16 protein-coding genes are annotated in these 15,539 nt (G+C 62.7%); 10 read left to right on the top strand and 6 right to left on the bottom strand.

Annotation, left to right across the window (positions count from 1 at the left end):
- The first annotated feature begins 83 nt into the window (after window positions 1–83).
- The 5 genes from OGL93_RS13895 to OGL93_RS13875 all read left to right on the top strand — a co-directional run bounded on the left by OGL93_RS13895 (window position 84) and on the right by OGL93_RS13875 (window position 6,117).
- Entirely contained in the window at window positions 84–1,532 is a 1,449-nt protein-coding gene (locus OGL93_RS13895) for an MBL fold metallo-hydrolase (protein WP_263263292.1), read from the top strand.
- A gap of 341 nt (window positions 1,533–1,873) precedes the next feature.
- The gene (locus tag OGL93_RS13890; protein WP_263263483.1) at window positions 1,874–2,440 is read left to right on the top strand and encodes an ATP phosphoribosyltransferase regulatory subunit; all 567 of its coding nucleotides are present in this window, start codon (window positions 1,874–1,876) and stop codon (window positions 2,438–2,440) included.
- 223 nt (window positions 2,441–2,663) lie between these two features.
- On the top strand, window positions 2,664–4,085 hold the full coding sequence (gene leuC, locus OGL93_RS13885) for a 3-isopropylmalate dehydratase large subunit (protein WP_263263290.1): 1,422 nt from the start codon (window positions 2,664–2,666) through the stop codon (window positions 4,083–4,085).
- Window position 4,086: 1 nt separating this feature from the next.
- Window positions 4,087–4,695 (top strand): 3-isopropylmalate dehydratase small subunit, encoded by a 609-nt coding sequence (leuD, locus tag OGL93_RS13880; protein ID WP_263263289.1) that lies wholly within the window; start codon window positions 4,087–4,089, stop codon window positions 4,693–4,695.
- Window positions 4,696–4,794: 99 nt separating this feature from the next.
- The gene (locus OGL93_RS13875; RefSeq protein WP_263263288.1) at window positions 4,795–6,117 is read left to right on the top strand and encodes a 2-hydroxycarboxylate transporter family protein; all 1,323 of its coding nucleotides are present in this window, start codon (window positions 4,795–4,797) and stop codon (window positions 6,115–6,117) included.
- A gap of 51 nt (window positions 6,118–6,168) precedes the next feature.
- On the opposite strand, the gene OGL93_RS13870 is transcribed toward OGL93_RS13875, so the two are convergent.
- The gene (locus OGL93_RS13870; RefSeq protein WP_263263287.1) at window positions 6,169–7,083 is read right to left on the bottom strand and encodes a LysR substrate-binding domain-containing protein; all 915 of its coding nucleotides are present in this window, start codon (window positions 7,081–7,083) and stop codon (window positions 6,169–6,171) included.
- A 132-nt stretch (window positions 7,084–7,215) separates the two neighbouring features.
- Window positions 7,216–8,022 carry an AraC family transcriptional regulator gene (locus OGL93_RS13865; protein WP_263263482.1) on the bottom strand — a complete coding sequence of 269 codons (807 nt, stop codon included), beginning with the start codon at window positions 8,020–8,022 and terminating at the stop codon, window positions 7,216–7,218.
- 221 nt (window positions 8,023–8,243) lie between these two features.
- Between OGL93_RS13865 and OGL93_RS13860 the strand changes: the two genes are divergently transcribed.
- A complete protein-coding gene (locus OGL93_RS13860) occupies window positions 8,244–9,023 on the top strand; it encodes an SDR family oxidoreductase (protein WP_263263286.1) in 780 nt (259 codons plus the stop codon).
- A gap of 16 nt (window positions 9,024–9,039) precedes the next feature.
- Here the strand turns inward: OGL93_RS13860 and OGL93_RS13855 are convergent, their stop codons facing one another.
- Window positions 9,040–9,492 (bottom strand): thiol-disulfide oxidoreductase DCC family protein, encoded by a 453-nt coding sequence (locus OGL93_RS13855; protein ID WP_263263285.1) that lies wholly within the window; start codon window positions 9,490–9,492, stop codon window positions 9,040–9,042.
- 135 nt (window positions 9,493–9,627) lie between these two features.
- On the bottom strand, window positions 9,628–10,053 hold the full coding sequence (locus OGL93_RS13850) for a VOC family protein (RefSeq protein WP_263263284.1): 426 nt from the start codon (window positions 10,051–10,053) through the stop codon (window positions 9,628–9,630).
- A gap of 173 nt (window positions 10,054–10,226) precedes the next feature.
- On the opposite strand from OGL93_RS13850, the gene OGL93_RS13845 reads away from it, so the two are divergent.
- Entirely contained in the window at window positions 10,227–10,919 is a 693-nt protein-coding gene (locus OGL93_RS13845) for a type 1 glutamine amidotransferase domain-containing protein (protein WP_263263283.1), read from the top strand.
- Between the two features lie 239 nt (window positions 10,920–11,158).
- Entirely contained in the window at window positions 11,159–12,379 is a 1,221-nt protein-coding gene (locus tag OGL93_RS13840; RefSeq protein ID WP_263263281.1) for a YbfB/YjiJ family MFS transporter, read from the top strand.
- Between the two features lie 32 nt (window positions 12,380–12,411).
- Here the strand turns inward: OGL93_RS13840 and OGL93_RS13835 are convergent, their stop codons facing one another.
- Both OGL93_RS13835 and OGL93_RS13830 read right to left on the bottom strand, forming a co-directional pair.
- Window positions 12,412–12,873, bottom strand: a complete 462-nt coding sequence (locus OGL93_RS13835; RefSeq protein WP_263263280.1) for a GNAT family N-acetyltransferase — start codon at window positions 12,871–12,873, stop codon at window positions 12,412–12,414.
- 122 nt (window positions 12,874–12,995) lie between these two features.
- Window positions 12,996–13,691, bottom strand: coding sequence for a polysaccharide lyase family 7 protein (locus OGL93_RS13830; RefSeq protein WP_263263279.1), 696 nt, complete (start codon window positions 13,689–13,691; stop codon window positions 12,996–12,998).
- Window positions 13,692–14,018: 327 nt separating this feature from the next.
- Between OGL93_RS13830 and OGL93_RS13825 the strand changes: the two genes are divergently transcribed.
- Window positions 14,019–14,882 (top strand): DUF1989 domain-containing protein, encoded by an 864-nt coding sequence (locus OGL93_RS13825; protein WP_263263278.1) that lies wholly within the window; start codon window positions 14,019–14,021, stop codon window positions 14,880–14,882.
- 111 nt (window positions 14,883–14,993) lie between these two features.
- Window positions 14,994–15,536, top strand: a complete 543-nt coding sequence (locus OGL93_RS13820) for an isochorismatase family protein (RefSeq protein ID WP_263263277.1) — start codon at window positions 14,994–14,996, stop codon at window positions 15,534–15,536.
- Window positions 15,537–15,539 lie beyond the last annotated feature (3 nt).

The following is a 15,539-nucleotide window of genomic DNA, read 5'->3' as shown; positions in this document are numbered from 1 at the left end:
GCACCCCGGGCGAATGCGCCCGGCCATGGCCCTCCCTCTCGCCTGAATTCACGCCAGCGCACCGCCGCTGGCCAAGGAACCTGATGAAGCCTCCAAAACTCATCCACCATGGCGCGCATGAAGGCGTCACCGGGTCGTGCCACCAATTGTGGATGGACGACACCTATAGCCTGTTGATCGACTGCGGCCAGTTCCAGGGGGTCGATGAGGGGCTGGGTGGCGAGGACCCGCTAGGCCTGGACTTTTCCATCGAGGGCATCAAGGCCCTGGTCGTGACCCATGTGCACATTGACCATGTGGGGCGTATTCCCAATCTGCTGGCGGCGGGGTTCGAAGGGCCGATCCTGTGCAGCCAGCCCTCGGCGCGGCTATTGCCCATCGTGCTCGAGGATGCCTTCCGGCTGTCGATCAGCCGCGATCAGGAGCAGCTGGAGCGCTACCTCAAGGTGGTGGAGCAGCGGATCATCGCCCTGCCCTATGACCACTGGTTCACCCTTCACCAAACCGATGCGGTGGAATGCAAGCTGCGCCTGCAACCGGCCGGGCATGTGCTGGGGTCGGCGTACGTGGAACTGGAGTTCGGCGGCGCCGACGCCACCAGCCCGCGCGTGGTGTTCAGCGGGGACCTAGGCGCGCCCCATTCGCCCATATTGCCGGACCTCACCCCACCGGAGCGCGCAGACCTGCTCATTCTGGAGAGCACCTACGGGGACCGCCGCCACGAAGACCGCGCGCACCGCCGCGAACGCCTGCAGGCGGCCATCGAGCGCGCGCTGGCCGACGAAGGCACGGTACTGATCCCCTCCTTCAGCATCGGCCGCACCCAGGAGCTGCTGTACGAGCTGGAAGAGATCCTTCACGAGAAAATCGAGGCCGCAGGCGCAGATGCCAAACCCGGGAAGCCCGCCAAGGAAGGCGCCGTGGATATCGACTGGCCGCAGATCCCGATCATCCTCGACTCGCCACTGGCTGGGCGCTTCACCAAAACCTACAAAGAGCTGCAAGGCTTTTGGGATGAAGATGCCCAACACCGCCTGGACGAAGGCCGCAAGCCGCTCTCGTTCAAGCAACTGATCACGGTCGACAGCCATGACGAACATATGCGGATCGTCGATCACCTCACGGAAACAGCGCGGCCGGCGATCGTGATCGCGGGCAACGGCATGTGCTCTGGTGGGCGCATCCTCAACTACCTGAAAGCCATGCTCGGCGACCCGCGACATAACGTGGTGTTCGTCGGCTATCAAGGCCAGGGTACCCCCGGGCGGGACATCCAGACCCACGGCCCGGAAGGCGGCTTCGTGATGCTGGACGGCTGCCGCATCGACATCCGCGCCGGCATCGACAGCGTGGGGGGCTATTCAGCCCACGCGGACCAGGCGGACCTGGTCGGCTTCGTCACCCGGATGAAGGAATGGCCGAAAGCGATTCGGCTCATCCATGGTGAGGATCAGGCCAAGCAGCGCCTGGCCGAGGTGCTCGAGGCACGCTATCGCGAGGCGGGTAAAGAGGGGGATGTGAGCATTCCGTGAGCAAGGTGTGGTTAGCCCGGCGGCTAGCCTCTGCCTGGACGCAATCGGCGCTTGTTAGCGCCCGCTCAACTATGCAAGGATCAGCCATGACCCACACTATTCCAAGCCATCGCCATCACCATCACCGGCCTTATTCGGGGTGCCGCGGTTGCTTACACCCATCGAGCGGTCAGGATTGAAACTACCCTCCTGACTTCGATGACCCAACCCAGGCGCCAATGGCGCCTTTTTTATTGCCTGTAATCGAGGAGAAGAAAAAATGACCATGCTGCGTGGCACGCGAATAGTGACGGGGAAAGAAGCAGCAATGATGCGGGCGCTCGAAGGCAAGTTCCGGAGCTATCTTCATCGAGGCCGGGGCTGAGGAGGCCATTGTTCCGGCGTTATGGGGGCAGGACACTTTCATCGAAAAAGCCGGTGGAAGTGAAATCATCGGGCAGATGTGGGCCTTCAGTGATAAAGGCGGGCGGCCATGTTGCCTGATCCCGGAAGCGACCGCGTTGTTCCAGGAACGCCACGATGCCCTTCTTGGAACGCGCGCGGAGGCGATGTTCTTCTACGTGGCACGCTGTTATCGCTACGAGCGCCCGCAAGCCGGGCGCTATCGCGAGTTCACTCAACTCGGGCTGGAAATCCTCAGCCCCACGCCGACGCTAGCCTTGCAGCGCAGTCAAGCGCTGTGCATCGGCTTTCTCGACTCCTTGGGCCTTGAATATGAACTCAACCCGTTGGTTAAACGGGGCTTGAGTTATTACCTCGACGGCCAAGGGTTCGAAGTGCGCTGCCCGCGGCTGGGGGCGCAGCAGCAGGTGGTCGGCGGCGGTGCATACCGGGAGGGCGCCGGGTTCGGCATTGGCCTGGAGCGGCTAGCGCTGGCGCTGACGCCGGCAGGATCAACCCTGCCATGACGCCACCTTAAATAAGCGCCGGAGGCTGCCTGGACACCTCCTTAAATAAGCGCCGGGGGCTGCCTGCGGAGACGGTGCTTCAAGAAACCCGCCAGCGCAGGCACCCTTCACGTATCGTGAACATTCACACGACATTCTGCACATTGCTCCACAAGCTGGAAGTAATACCCTCGCAGTGCGGCCGCTATGGCGGCTTATAACAATGACACTGCGAGTACCCTCCATGCCCCGCCCCAGGACACTCTACGAAAAGCACATCGACGCCCATACCGTTTGCGAGTTGGACGACCAGGGCCATGTGCTGTTGTACATCGACCGCCAGGTCGCTAACGAATACACCAGCCCGCAGGCCTTCAGTGGTTTGCGCGAGGCAAAGCGTAAGGTGTGGCGCCCCGCGAGCACTCTGGCCGTGGTGGACCATGTGAATTCCACCGCCCCGAAACGTATTGCGTCGATGCCAGATGCGGGGGGTGCGTTGCAGGTCGCGTACTTTAAAGACAACTGCCGCGATTTCGGCATCGAGCTATTCGATGTACTGGATAGGCGCCAGGGCATCGAGCACGTGGTGGCGCCTGAGCAAGGCTTCATTCTTCCGGGCATGGTGGTGGCCGCGGGCGACAGCCACACCACCACCTACGGCGCGCTGGGCGCCTTCGGCTTCGGCATCGGCACTTCGGAAATCGAGCACCTGCTCGCGACCCAGACCCTGGTCTACAAGCGCCTTAAAGCCATGCGGGTTAACGTGCGCGGCGCGCTTGGGCCTGGGGTGGTCGCCAAGGACGTCATCATGGCGCTGATTCGCCGTATCGGCGCGGCCGGCGCGACCGGCCACGCCATCGAGTTCGCCGGCCCGACCATTGAAGCGCTGGGCGTCGAGGCGCGCATGACCCTCTGCAACATGGCCGTTGAGGCCGGCGCTCGCGGCGCCTTCATGGCGCCCGATGACAAGGTTTACCAGTACCTGGCCAACACTCCCCGAGCGCCCAAGGGCGAGCGCTGGGCGCACGCGCTGGAACAGTGGCGCACCTTGTTCAGCGACCCAGGGGCGATCTTCGACCAGGAGATCGAACTGGACGTCCGCGCCCTCCAGCCCATGGTCACCTGGGGAACCAGCCCAGACCAGGCCGCGGCGATTGACGAGCATGTGCCGGACCCGCTGCAAGAGCCTGACTTGATCCGCCGCCAGGGCCTGCAGCGGGCGCTGCGCTACATGGGCCTTGAACCAGGAGCGCGCTTGAGTGGCATCCCCATCAGCCATGCCTTTATCGGCTCCTGCACCAATGCCCGCATCGAAGACCTTCGGGATGCGGCGCGGGTAGTGCGCGGCCGAAAGGTCGCCCACGGCGTGCGGGCGATGGTCGTTCCAGGCTCGACCCAGGTACGCGACCAGGCCCAAAGCGAGGGGCTGGCGCAGGCGTTCATCGAAGCGGGTTTCGAATGGCGGCAATCCGGTTGCTCGATGTGCCTGGCCATGAACGACGACGTGCTCAGCCCAGAGGACCGTTGTGCCTCGAGCACCAATCGCAACTTCGAGGGCCGCCAGGGCGCGGGTGCCCGTACTCACCTGATGAGCCCGGCCATGGTGGCCGCCGCGGCGGTGGCTGGGCATTTGGTCGACGTTCGCACTTTGGTCGAGGAGGCCTAGCATGCAACCGTTCAATCGCGAAACCGGCGTGGCCGCGCCGTTCCTGGCGGCCAACGTAGACACCGATGTGATCATGCCCAAGCAGTTCCTCAAGGGTATCGACCGCAGCGGCCTGGACCGTGGCTTGTTCTTCGACCTGCGCTTTCTGGAGGACGGCTCGCTCAACCCTGAGTTCATCCTCAACCAGGCACCCTGGAGCGCTGCCAGCTTCCTGGTGGTAGGCCCGAACTTCGGCTGCGGTTCCAGCCGAGAGCACGCGGTGTGGGGCCTCAGGCAGCTGGGCATCCGTGCCCTGATCGGCACACACTTCGCAGGCATTTTCTTCGATAACTGCCAGCGCAATGGGGTGCTGTTGATTCAACTAAGCGAAACCGACCACGCGTTGCTTGCTCATCAGGTGACCGAGCCCAGCGGAGCGCGGATCACCATTGACCTGGGCGCGCAGCAGATCACCCTCGGCGATGGCCAGCGCGTTGATTTCCCCATCGACGGCCTGCGCAAGCAGGCGCTGCTGCTCGGCCTGGATGCTATCGGCAGCACGCTGAGCCGCGCAGATCAGATCCGCGCATTCGAAGCCCGGCACCTGAAGGCAAACCCCTGGCTGGCCTGAGCCTGCTGAACCGCCGCCCTGCCACAGGTGGCGGGGCTTAACCTGTGATCGAGCCGGCTCGACACCCTCCTCGTACAACAATAATCAGAGGAACCCCCCATGAACCCTGTACTAGACACCACCGCCGACAACAGCCACGCACGTTTACGCACAGTGTGGGCCTATGAGATCGGGGTGATTCCCTTGCCCTACTTCCTTGGCATCGCGCTGATCGTGTTCCTGTCCGCGCATTACGGCTATTTGCCGAAAACCATGACCGGCGGCCTGGCGGTGATCATGACCCTGGGGCTGTTTTTCGGTCAGCTCGGCCAGCGGCTGCCAGTGCTCCGTGAAATAGGCGGCGGTGCCATTCTCTGCCTGCTATTGCCCTCGGTGCTGGTGTTCCATGGCTTCTTCGGTAGCACCACGCTGGACGCCACCAAGATGCTGATGAAGGACGCCAACTTCCTTTACTTCGTGATCGCCAGCCTGGTGGTGGGCAGCATTCTGGGCATGAACCGTTTCATTCTGGTCCAGGGCATGATCCGCATGTTCGTGCCGCTGCTGGTTGGCACGCTGGCCGCGATCATCGCCGGCTTGCTGCTTGGCATACTGTTCGGTTATGCGCCGCGCCATACCTTCTTCTTCATCATCGTGCCGATCATTGGCGGCGGCATTGGCGAAGGCATACTTCCCCTGTCGCTGGCCTACGCCCATATCCTCGGCGGCGCACCGGAGCAGTATGTCGCGCAGCTGGTTCCCGCCGCGGTGGTTGGCAACATCGTTGCCATCATTTGTGCCGGCCTGCTGGCCCGCCTGGCTGCAAAACGGCCGAACCTGAGCGGCGACGGCATGCTTATCCGCGCCCGCGAAGAGAACGACCTGTTCGCGGACACCGAGAGCACCGAGGCCATGGATTTTCGCTACATGGGCGCCGGCGTGCTGTTGATTTGCGCCTTTTTCATTCTCGGTGGCCTTTTGGAAAAACTCGTACATATACCCGGGCCGGTGATGATGATAGTGGTGGCCGCGCTGTTCAAATACCTGCGGGTGCTGCCGCCGCACCTTGAACAAGGCAGCAAGCAGTTCTACAGGTTGGTGTCGACCGCCTTTATCTGGCCGGTAATGATCGGCCTGGGCATGCTGTACGTGCCCCTGGACAGCGTGATGGACGTGTTTTCGCTTGGGTATGTGCTGGTGTGCGCGGCGGTGGTGATCGCCATGGCGCTCGCGGGGTTTATGGTGGGTAACCTGCTGAAGATGTTCCCCATCGAATCGGCCATCGTCACCTGCTGCCACAGTGGCCTGGGCGGCACCGGCGACGTGGCCATCCTCTCGGCCTGCAACCGCATGGGGCTGATGCCGTTCGCCCAGATCTCTACCCGCCTCGGCGGCGCGGCGACCGTGATCGGCGCCACGCTCCTCCTGGGCATCCTTGGGTGAACGAGGCAGCCCCTCCCTGCTGGGGGCCCAAGGGCACGCAACGGGCCGCGCCTACACCGCCAACGCCTGGAAATAGCGCTCGAGAAACTCGACGCACACGCGCAGTTTCGCGGAATCGGCCAGGCGTGTGGGATAAACGGCCCAGATATTGGCGCTCTGGGTGTATTCGTGCAGCACACGGGTGAGTTTTCCCGCCTGCAACAAGGGTTTCACGTCCCAGTAGGACCGCAGCAACACGCCACGGCCGCTCAACGCCCACTGCAGTACGATTTCCCCGTTATTGGACGAGAGCGGCCCATTGACCCGCACAACGTCCTCGCGCCCCTCGCGCTGAAGGTGCCACACCCCGAACGGGTTATTGCGCTCCTTCAGCACCAGGCAATCATGTTCATCGAGGTCCTTGAGGGTGAGCGGCGTGCCACGCTCGAGGAGGTACCCAGGCGTGGCGCACAGCACCCGGTGGTTGTCGGTCAGCTTACGAGCCAGATGCTGGGGCGGCAGGTCATCCCCTATGCGAATCTCCAGGTCAAAACCTTCGGCGATGATATCGACCACTCGGTCGAACACATCCAGGCGGATCTCCAGGCCTGGGTGCGCCGAAGACAGCTGTGCCACCGCCGGTGCCACATGATTGCGGCCAAAGCCGAAGGTGCTGCAAATGTGCAACAGCCCACGCGGCTCCTGGCGGACGTTGCTCATCTCGCCAACGAAATCGTCGAGGTCATCGAGAATGCGAACCGCCCAGCGATGAGCACGCTCACCGGCGTCCGTCAGGGCGATATGACGGGTGGTGCGGTGCATCAGGCGGGTGCCCAGCGCATCTTCGAGGATCCGAATGCGCTTGCTGACGTAGGCCGGCGAAACGCCAAGCTCCTCGGACGCTGCACAGAAGCTTCCTTTGCGAATGACGGTGAGGAACACCCGGAGGTCTTCAGGCAGAGGGGTGGTGGCGCGCGGCAGGGTCATTGACCGACGCTCTGTAAGGGCGGGAATCGATTTGAAACCAATGGCGGCGCGACTTCAAGTTCAGAGGCGCGCAGGCCACGCCCACTGCCCACGGCTGATGGAAACTCGCCCGCCCACCCTGCCACCCGAGGATCAAGCGCTCAAGCCCGCGAGAGCCCTCAAGTGGCGCTTCGGCGGCTCGCCAAACATCCGCGAATATTCCCGGCTGAACTGCGACTGGCTCTCATAGCCGACCTGAAAAGCGGCCGTTTCCACATTCACGCCTTGAGACGTCATCAGCCGGCGGGCTTCAAGCAGGCGTAGCTGTTTTTGATATTGCAGCGGCGTGAGCGAGGTCAGCGCCTTGAACTGGCGGTGAAAGGCGGAGGGGCTGAGTTGCGCCGCAGCTGCCAATTCATCGAGGCGAACGGGCTGCGAGAACCGCGCGCGCAGGCTGTCCACGGCGTTCTTGATCCGCCCGGAGGGCTGATTGGCAAGGGCCATACGCGCGATCTGCCGGCCATGGGGCCCGGTAAGCAGCCAAAAATACATCTCCTGCATGATCAGCGGATAGATCGTCGAGATGGCCTGCGGGGTGTCGAGAAGCCGGACGATCCGCAGCGCACACTCGCTGAGGGGGCCTTGAAAATCCGCCACGAAGAAGCCGCCGGCCGAGCTGTCATCCGGCCCCCCGAACGTGTCGAGTGTTTCCGCGACGTCCCTCAGGAGGGTAAGGTCCAGCGCGATGGCCAGCACCAGGCAGGGCTCGTCCGGGCTGGCTTGCAACACACGGCCAAGCGAAGGCGCTTCCACGCCCACTATCAACGCTTCACCGGCGCGGTAGTCGAACCGGCTGTCCCCGAACATGGCCCATTTGGCGCCTTGTGCGACGATGCAAATGGCCGGCGCGGACACCCGGTGAACGGGCGGCTTCTTTTGGTCGGAGCGAAGAATGAGCACATCGGCGATGGGCGTAACGTAGGGGCCAGCACCGGGCTGAGCGTTGGTGTAGCTCAAAATGGCATCTATCAGTTGGCGTGACACTGGCGACGACCTCCCGGTGTGAAGGGCGGCGATAGCCCGACAGCAAGAATAGGCAAAAAAATGGAGGGTTTGGATATCCAGCCGGCATGGCTGGCGCGCCTATGCTCATCCCACTCCACCGACGAAGGCGCACAATCATGACCCTCGAACACCACGCCAACCCAACCGCAAAGATCGCGATCATCACAGGGGGCAGCCGCGGGATTGGCCGCAGTACCGTGCTGAACCTCGCCAAGCGAGGCGTGCATTCAATCTTCACGTACCACAGCAATCAGGCGCAAGCCAACGAAGTGGTGGGCCTTGTAACCCAGGCCGGCGCCAAAGCCATAGCCCTGCAGCTGGACACCGCGCAGGCTGGCCTGTTCGACGGCTTCGCCCAACAGGTTCAAGCCTCCTTGCGCGAACTGGGTGCGAGCCGTTTCGACTACCTGGTCAACAACGCAGGCACATCATCGAACTCAAGCTTCGCCAATACCACAGAAGCCGAGCTGGACGCGCTGTTCGCAGTGCATTTCAAAGGGGTATTCCTGTTGACCCAGCGGCTGGTACCGCTGATGCACGATGGCGGCCGGATCGTGAACATTTCCTCTGGCCTGGCGCGTTTCGCGATGCCCAACCGGGCGGCCTATGGGTCGATCAAGGCGGCCGTGGAATCACTCACGCGGTACATGGCGGTGGAACTTGCGCCGCGCAGGATCGCCGCCAACGTAATCGCGCCCGGCGCCATCGCCACGGACTTCAGCGGTGGGGTGGTGCGCGACAATGCCGAGGTCAACAAGCTGGTCGCATCCAATACCGCCTTGGGGCGGGTTGGCCTGCCAGAAGACGTAGGGCCAGTGATCGCGGGCCTGCTCTCGAATGAATTCAGCTGGATCAACGCCCAACGGATCGAAGTGGCTGGCGGGGTGCATATCTAAGCGCGCGGCGGGCGCTTCATGGCAGCGCCTTGAGAAAGCGACGCTGGTGGTCCGGGGTCGGCAGCTGGCAGGTGTCGTACCTGCCGAACAGGCGGTAGCGGTTCAAGGCGATGCGGTCGTATAGCCAATCCCGCAGCGGCCGAGGGCACACCCGCAACAGGCGCAATGCCGGCCAGGCGCCCGGCAATCGCCTCACCACTTCGAAGAACGCCTCTGAACGCACCCAGTAATGCTGCCCGCGAATCACCGCCATGGTGTCGAAGGCGTCCACCGGCAGGCCCGCCCAGGCCAGCAAGGCCTTCCCTTCTGCCGATTGCACCGTGGCCAGGCGTATACGCTGAGAGCGGTCGTGACGGATCACGAACTTCGCCCAGCCATTGCACAGTTTGCACACGCCGTCGAACAGCACCACGGTCTCACCTTCGGCCAGCAGTGGTGCGGGGGTGGAGCGAAGCAGCGAGGTGGTCATCGGAGGTTCTCCATAGGCCGGCGGGCAACGCATTGTAGTGCAGCCCTGAGCACCTTCCAATCATGCGTGGGCGGGCACTTGCGCGGCCCGCCCCTTCAATCGCGAGCTTGAGAAACACCTGCCCTGCCGAGCGTTCTATTTCGCAAACAACTGCCCCATGTCCTTGAACGCCTTGAACTCCAGCGCGTTGCCGCAGGGGTCGAAGAGGAACATGGTTGCTTGCTCGCCCACCTGGCCCTTGAAGCGAATATAGGGCTCGATCACGAAGGCGATGCCAAAGCCCTTCAGCCGCTCGGCCAGCGCTTCCCATTGCTCCCAGTGCAGCACGATGCCGAAATGCGGCACCGGCACATCGTGGCCGTCCACCGCGTTGCTGTGCGCGCTTTCCTGGGGCGCCGTTCTCGGGTGTTCGTGGATCACCAGTTGATGGCCGTAGAAGTTGAAATCCACCCACTGAGCGCTGGAGCGGCCTTCCTCGAGGCCAAACACCTCGCCATAAAACGCGCGCGCCGCGGCCAAGTCATACACGGGGATTGCAAGGTGAAAGGGTGAGAGGCTCATCGTCAGGCTCCGCAATAGCCATGGGGTCTTGGGGTGGATCGGCCGCGCCACCCGGTGCCTGAGTACCCGGGCACAGGCTGGCAACGCCTTTGAACGTCTGCGCCGGGTCGGCCTCAGAGAATGATAGACCGCGCCCCGTTGCGCCTTTTCGATACCTCTGGAGGCTAGCTCACATGAAGATTCTGATGGTCCTGACATCCCACGATCAGTTGGGCGACACCGGGAAGAAAACCGGCTTCTGGCTCGAAGAATTCGCCGCGCCCTATTACGCGTTCACCGACGCCAAGGCCGAGGTCACCCTGGCCTCGCCCAAGGGCGGGCAGCCACCGCTGGACCCAAAAAGCGATGCCGAGGACTCCCAGACCGAAGCCACCTGGCGTTTCCGTGGCGATGCACAAGCTCAAAAGGCATTGGCCAACACCCTGCCGTTGGGTGAGATCGATCCGTACGACTTCGACGGGGTGTTTTATCCAGGTGGCCACGGCCCGCTCTGGGACCTGGCCGAGAGCGTGGATTCGAAAACCATCATCGAATCCTTCTACGCCGCGAACAAACCGATCGCCGCGGTGTGTCACGCGCCGGGCGTGTTCAAGAACGTAAACACGCCCGAGGGCCGGCCGATCGTCGAGGGTAAACGGGTGACGGGCTTCACCAACAGTGAAGAAGAGGCTGTGGGCTTGACCAAGGTGGTGCCCTTCCTGGTGGAAGACATGCTCAAGGAAAAAGGCGGCCAGTACTCGAAGGCGGCGGACTGGGCGAGCTATGTGGTGGAGGACGGCCACCTGATCACCGGGCAAAACCCGACCTCTTCTCAAGCTACTGCCCAGGCGCTGCTCAAAAGGCTGAGTGAAGAATTGAAAGGCTGAGGACCGGCGCTGTAGGAGCGGCGAAGCCCGCGCACCGAGCGAACACGGCATCACCGAGGTTCGCAGGCTGGCGCCAGCTCCTACAAAAAAGGGGGCCACACTCGCTGATCGCGTTACGCACCAGCCTCAAGGGGCCACCCGGCAAAACTTCCACTATAGTGGAATGGATCCTTTTTCTGCCCGCCTCGCGCGGGCCAGGACGACGTCCAACAGCTCCATGCCGGTAAAGGGAATTGCACATGAAGGCTCACCCCCCGCCCGAGGCGCTCCAGGCCACTTCGCTGGCCTTCCATGAGCGACACCCCCTCCTGGCTGCACTGACCTTATCGCTTGCCGCAGCCGCCGCGCTGGGCATTACCCGGTTCTCGTATGGGTTGTTGTTGCCCGCCATGCGCGCGGACCTGGGCTGGAGCTACATGCTGGCCGGCTCGCTCAACACCAGTAATGCCGTTGGTTACCTGATCGGCGCGTTGCTGGCGCCGCTGGCCATGCACCGGGTGGGCGTGGCGCGCCTGTTGACCTTGAGCACGCTGATGGCTGGGCTGTTCATGCTGCTGTCGGGCACCGTACTGGCAGCCAATACCTTGCTGGCGCTGAGGGTCTGTTCGGGAACGGTCAGCTCGTTCATGTTCATCGCAGGCGGCATGCTGGCCTCTCGCTTGAGTTCGCTGCACGCCAGGCAGGCCGGGCTGGTGCTGGGGATCTACTACGCGGGTACCGGGCTGGGTATCGCCATGTCAGCGGTCCTTATCCCACTGCTGCTCAGCTCGGCGGAGCAACATGGCCAGGCTCATGCTTGGCAGTGGACCTGGTACGGGCTCGGCGCCCTGTGTTTCGTCGCCACCGTGGCCGTCTCGCCGCTGGGCACGGCGATCGGCAGGGGCGACGTGGCCCAGGCGCGGCGGCAGCACTATGCGTTGCGGCGGTTCAGTTGGGCGCTGCTTAGCTACTTTCTATTTGGGGTAGGCTGCATCGGCTATATGACCTTCATTGCCGCGCTGCTCAAAGAACAGCAGATGCCCGGCTGGATGATCTCGCTGTTCTACACCGTCCTGGGCCTGGCGGTAATGGCCTCGTCGCGGCTGTGGGCCGGCCTGCTGGAGCGCTATAAAGGCGGGCAAGCCATGGCGCTGCTCAACGCGATACTCGCCGTAGCCACGCTTTTGCCGGTGCTTCACGCCTCCGTGCCGCTGGCATTCGTGTCCAGCCTGGCGTTTGGCGCGGTGTTCATGTCCGTAGTGGCCTCCACCACCGCGCTGGTACGCCATAACCTGGAGGCGCAGTACTGGGCGACGGCGATCAGCGCCTTCACCGTCGCCTTCGCCCTGGGGCAGATCAGCGGCCCGTTGCTGGTCGGCTGGCTGGCAGACGGCGCCGGTGGCCTGGCGCGGGGGCTGGCGGTGTCTGCCGCAGTGTTGCTGCTCGGCGCCCTGCTTGCCTTCCGGCAAAAGCCGCTCTAGCGGGCGGCCATGCCAAAAACTCCGGCGGGGCTCTATTGCAATGGCCGGAACATCAGCGAGTGCTCCCGGCCCCATCCTTCGAAGCGCTCCAGCATCTGCCAGCCAAGCTTGGCGTAGTAATTTCGCTCATTCTGCGTGTGCAGGTACAACGTGGCGACCCCAGCCGCTTGGGCATGGCGGCTGATGCCTTCGATCAACTGCGCCGCGATCCCCCGGCGACGGGCCGACGGGGTAACGAAAACGCAAGCCAGCCAAGGGCTCAGGTCTGGCCGTTCGGCCAAGTCATTGCGGGCCAAGGATGCGCCGCCGAGCAGGCAACCGTTCTCCACGGCGATCAACGTCTTCCAGTCGCCATTGCACTGGCCCGCGGCGAACGCCGCCTGCCAACTTGCCAGGCACTGCCCGTCGAACTCATAGATAAATTCCTGGTAGATCCATTCGGCCAAGGTGTCGCACTTGTCCATGTGTTTTTGCAGCAAGTCCAATTGCAGCATCTGGCATTCCTTCGTTCACGATCGGTAGGAGCGGGCGAAGCCCGCGAACAGGGTAGCGCAAGTACCTGAGCGGCACCTGTAAACCCAAGTTTGCGAGCTCGCCGCGGGCCTGCGCACGGCGGTCAAGGGGCCGCTGAGGCGCTCATGGTCTTGGTGTTGTGCTCGGCGACCAACCGATAGAACGTCACCTGCCCTCCTTCCGTGGCGTAGCCCGTATTGTCCTGGGTATAAACGCCGGCTTTGAAGTACAGGTCCTTGGTTTTCCACGCAGGGTCCAACTTGTAGTTCCACTGGGCATTGGCTGCGCTCACCAGCAAAAGCCCGCCTGGCGTCAAGTGGATGGTATAGGTGAACCGGGTACTCAACGGCACGCCTGAGGCGATGTTGATGACCGTAGGTTCGTCCTGGTCTGGTGTGGGGCGCAGCTTGGCGACGATATTGCCCAGCCGGGTGGCGTCCTTGTATTGGTACTCCACTTTCAATAAAGGCTCGTTACTGCCGAACTGGTGGATCTGGCCAATAACGACCTTACCACTCGACGGCACTTGGTTAACGCTCAGGCTGGCGCGGAGAAAGTTGTCCGCATTCGTAAACTTCCAGTTATGCACGCTGCCATCCGGGTAAGTTTCGCGTAGCTCCGAGCGTGGAAACTTGGCACTTTTTGTTACCGAGCCGGTGACCGGAGCCCAGAAGAACAATGTGCCTGAATCGGCATGGAAGTACTGATCCTTATAGCCAGAAGCAAGTGCCGGGGTATCGATAGTAACGGCCGGGCTGCCGACCGGGACGCTAAGGTTCCAAACAGTCAAGTCGATCATGGAAATTCACCCTCAAACAGGTATCCATCTGAAGTTTCTAAAGGCACACGGCCCGGCGCGAACATCCCGTCGAGGTGCGTACAACGTTAGAGAAAGCAACTTTTAGAAGTGACTTCGCTGCAAGTTCCGCCGTTTGTCCGGAAGTTGTAAGCCCTTGATTTAAAGGATCCGAAATACCCGCCGTTGGTCACCTTCCGCCCTCACCGTTCGGCTTGAAGGGTCAGCGAAACGCCGCAGAACGGCCTGCCGCCGCGCTTGTTCAGCTACAGTGAAGCCGGTGCGCTTGAATGCCAGGCCGCCCTTACTCGCCGTTATAAGGTGCCCCAAATGAAAACCCTGTCCATGTGCGTGCCCCCTGCGGACGCAGCGGCCCGTAAAGCCGTTAAACCGACCATCTGCTACCCCACTGCCACACTTCCCCGCCCTGACCTGCCAAGTTATCTTGCACTGCGCGAAAACCTCCGGCCGGTGGAGGCGTTGACGGTGCAACCCCGTGAAGCGGCAACATGGGAAATACCTGCGGGGCACTTCTGCCGGATAATCTGCACCCAGGGGCCGCAAGTGGGGGATTTGAATCTATTCAATGCCCACCAACTCGATGAGCGCCTTTACACCGGCAAAACGCGAGCGCTCAACGGCACGCATGTTGGCCTGGGTGATCAGCTGTTCTCCAACTTCCCATACCTTCGCCCGATTGCCACCATCACCCACGATAGCCTCGACTGGTATGGGTTCGACGAGTTCGGCGGCGCGGTTCACGATGTCATCGGCACGCGCTGCGATCCTTATACCCATAACTTGCTCAGCCATGGCGACCAGTACCACCACTGTTGCCACTCCAACCTTACACGTGCGCTGGCGGATAAAACCGGGCTGCCGCTGCGTCAAGCCGAGGCCCATGTTCACGACGTGCTCAATGTGTTCATGTGCACCGGCTTCACCAAAGACACCGGCCAATACTTCATGAAAGCGAGCCCGGTGAGGCCCGGGGACTACCTGGAATTTTTCGCCGAGATCGACCTTCTGGCGTGTATGTCGGCCTGCCCTGGCGGGGATTGTTCGGCCGAGCACTCCTCCGATAGCGCGGCCTGCTATCCCATGAAGGTAGAAGTCCACGCGCCGCAATCGCTGCCCGAGGGCTGGGCGCCGCCGGCCTGGAATGGATATGATCGCTCCCACGGGCGAGGCTAGGCAGCATGTCCGAAAGCGTCCTGTAGTGGTCTCGCCCTGGGCTGTTTGCGGGCACAGGGCCGGCCCTACCATGGGCCCTCCTCCCAACACGGCCAAGCCCAAGGAACTCCGATGACCCGCAGCGCCCTTATCGTCATAGATGCACAGCAGTCCTTCCGGCACTCCCCTTACTGGTCCGAAACGGACCTGCCCGGCTACTTGGAGAAGCAACAGGCGTTGATCGATGGCTGCGCCCGGCAGGGCATACCGGTGGTGCAGATCTTCCACGTGGCTAACGAAGGCGCGTTCTCCCTGGCATCCGGGCATGTGAGGGCGTTGGAAGGGCTTTCCATCAGCCCCAGCGTCACCTTTCACAAGCAATACCACAGCGCCCTGGCCAGCACTCCATTGGCCGCCTGGCTTACCCAGCACGGCATCTCCAGGCTGATCATCAGTGGCATCCGCACCGAGCAGTGCTGCGAGACCACCACCCGCCATGCATCCGATAGCGGCTTTGCGGTGGACTACGTCAGCGAGGCGACCCTGACCTTCGCCATGACCCACAAGCGCAGCGGGCGCACTTACAGCGCCGCTGAAATCCGCGAGCGGACCGAGCTGGTGCTGGAGGGGCGCTTCGCCCGCATCGTAACCGTGGCCCAGGCGCTGGAAGGCTGAAGC

This window comes from Pseudomonas sp. RIT-PI-S, from assembly GCF_025642975.1.
Lineage (GTDB): Bacteria > Pseudomonadota > Gammaproteobacteria > Pseudomonadales > Pseudomonadaceae > Aquipseudomonas.
This window is presented reverse-complemented; position numbering and strand designations above follow the sequence as displayed.

Bases quoted from the DNA above. Each gene is read 5' to 3' on its own strand.
- OGL93_RS13860 (WP_263263286.1), top strand. From the start codon at position 8,244: ATGACCCTCGAACACCACGCCAACCCAACCGCAAAGATCGCGATCATC.
- leuD (WP_263263289.1), top strand. From the start codon at position 4,087: ATGCAACCGTTCAATCGCGAAACCGGCGTGGCCGCGCCGTTCCTGGCG.
- OGL93_RS13895 (WP_263263292.1), top strand. From the start codon at position 84: ATGAAGCCTCCAAAACTCATCCACCATGGCGCGCATGAAGGCGTCACC.
- OGL93_RS13830 (WP_263263279.1), bottom strand. From the start codon at position 13,691: ATGATCGACTTGACTGTTTGGAACCTTAGCGTCCCGGTCGGCAGCCCG.
- OGL93_RS13875 (WP_263263288.1), top strand. From the start codon at position 4,795: ATGAACCCTGTACTAGACACCACCGCCGACAACAGCCACGCACGTTTA.
- OGL93_RS13870 (WP_263263287.1), bottom strand. From the start codon at position 7,083: ATGACCCTGCCGCGCGCCACCACCCCTCTGCCTGAAGACCTCCGGGTG.
- OGL93_RS13845 (WP_263263283.1), top strand. From the start codon at position 10,227: ATGAAGATTCTGATGGTCCTGACATCCCACGATCAGTTGGGCGACACC.
- OGL93_RS13835 (WP_263263280.1), bottom strand. From the start codon at position 12,873: ATGCTGCAATTGGACTTGCTGCAAAAACACATGGACAAGTGCGACACC.
- OGL93_RS13840 (WP_263263281.1), top strand. From the start codon at position 11,159: ATGAAGGCTCACCCCCCGCCCGAGGCGCTCCAGGCCACTTCGCTGGCC.
- OGL93_RS13855 (WP_263263285.1), bottom strand. From the start codon at position 9,492: ATGACCACCTCGCTGCTTCGCTCCACCCCCGCACCACTGCTGGCCGAA.
- OGL93_RS13850 (WP_263263284.1), bottom strand. From the start codon at position 10,053: ATGAGCCTCTCACCCTTTCACCTTGCAATCCCCGTGTATGACTTGGCC.
- leuC (WP_263263290.1), top strand. From the start codon at position 2,664: ATGCCCCGCCCCAGGACACTCTACGAAAAGCACATCGACGCCCATACC.
- OGL93_RS13820 (WP_263263277.1), top strand. From the start codon at position 14,994: ATGACCCGCAGCGCCCTTATCGTCATAGATGCACAGCAGTCCTTCCGG.
- OGL93_RS13825 (WP_263263278.1), top strand. From the start codon at position 14,019: ATGAAAACCCTGTCCATGTGCGTGCCCCCTGCGGACGCAGCGGCCCGT.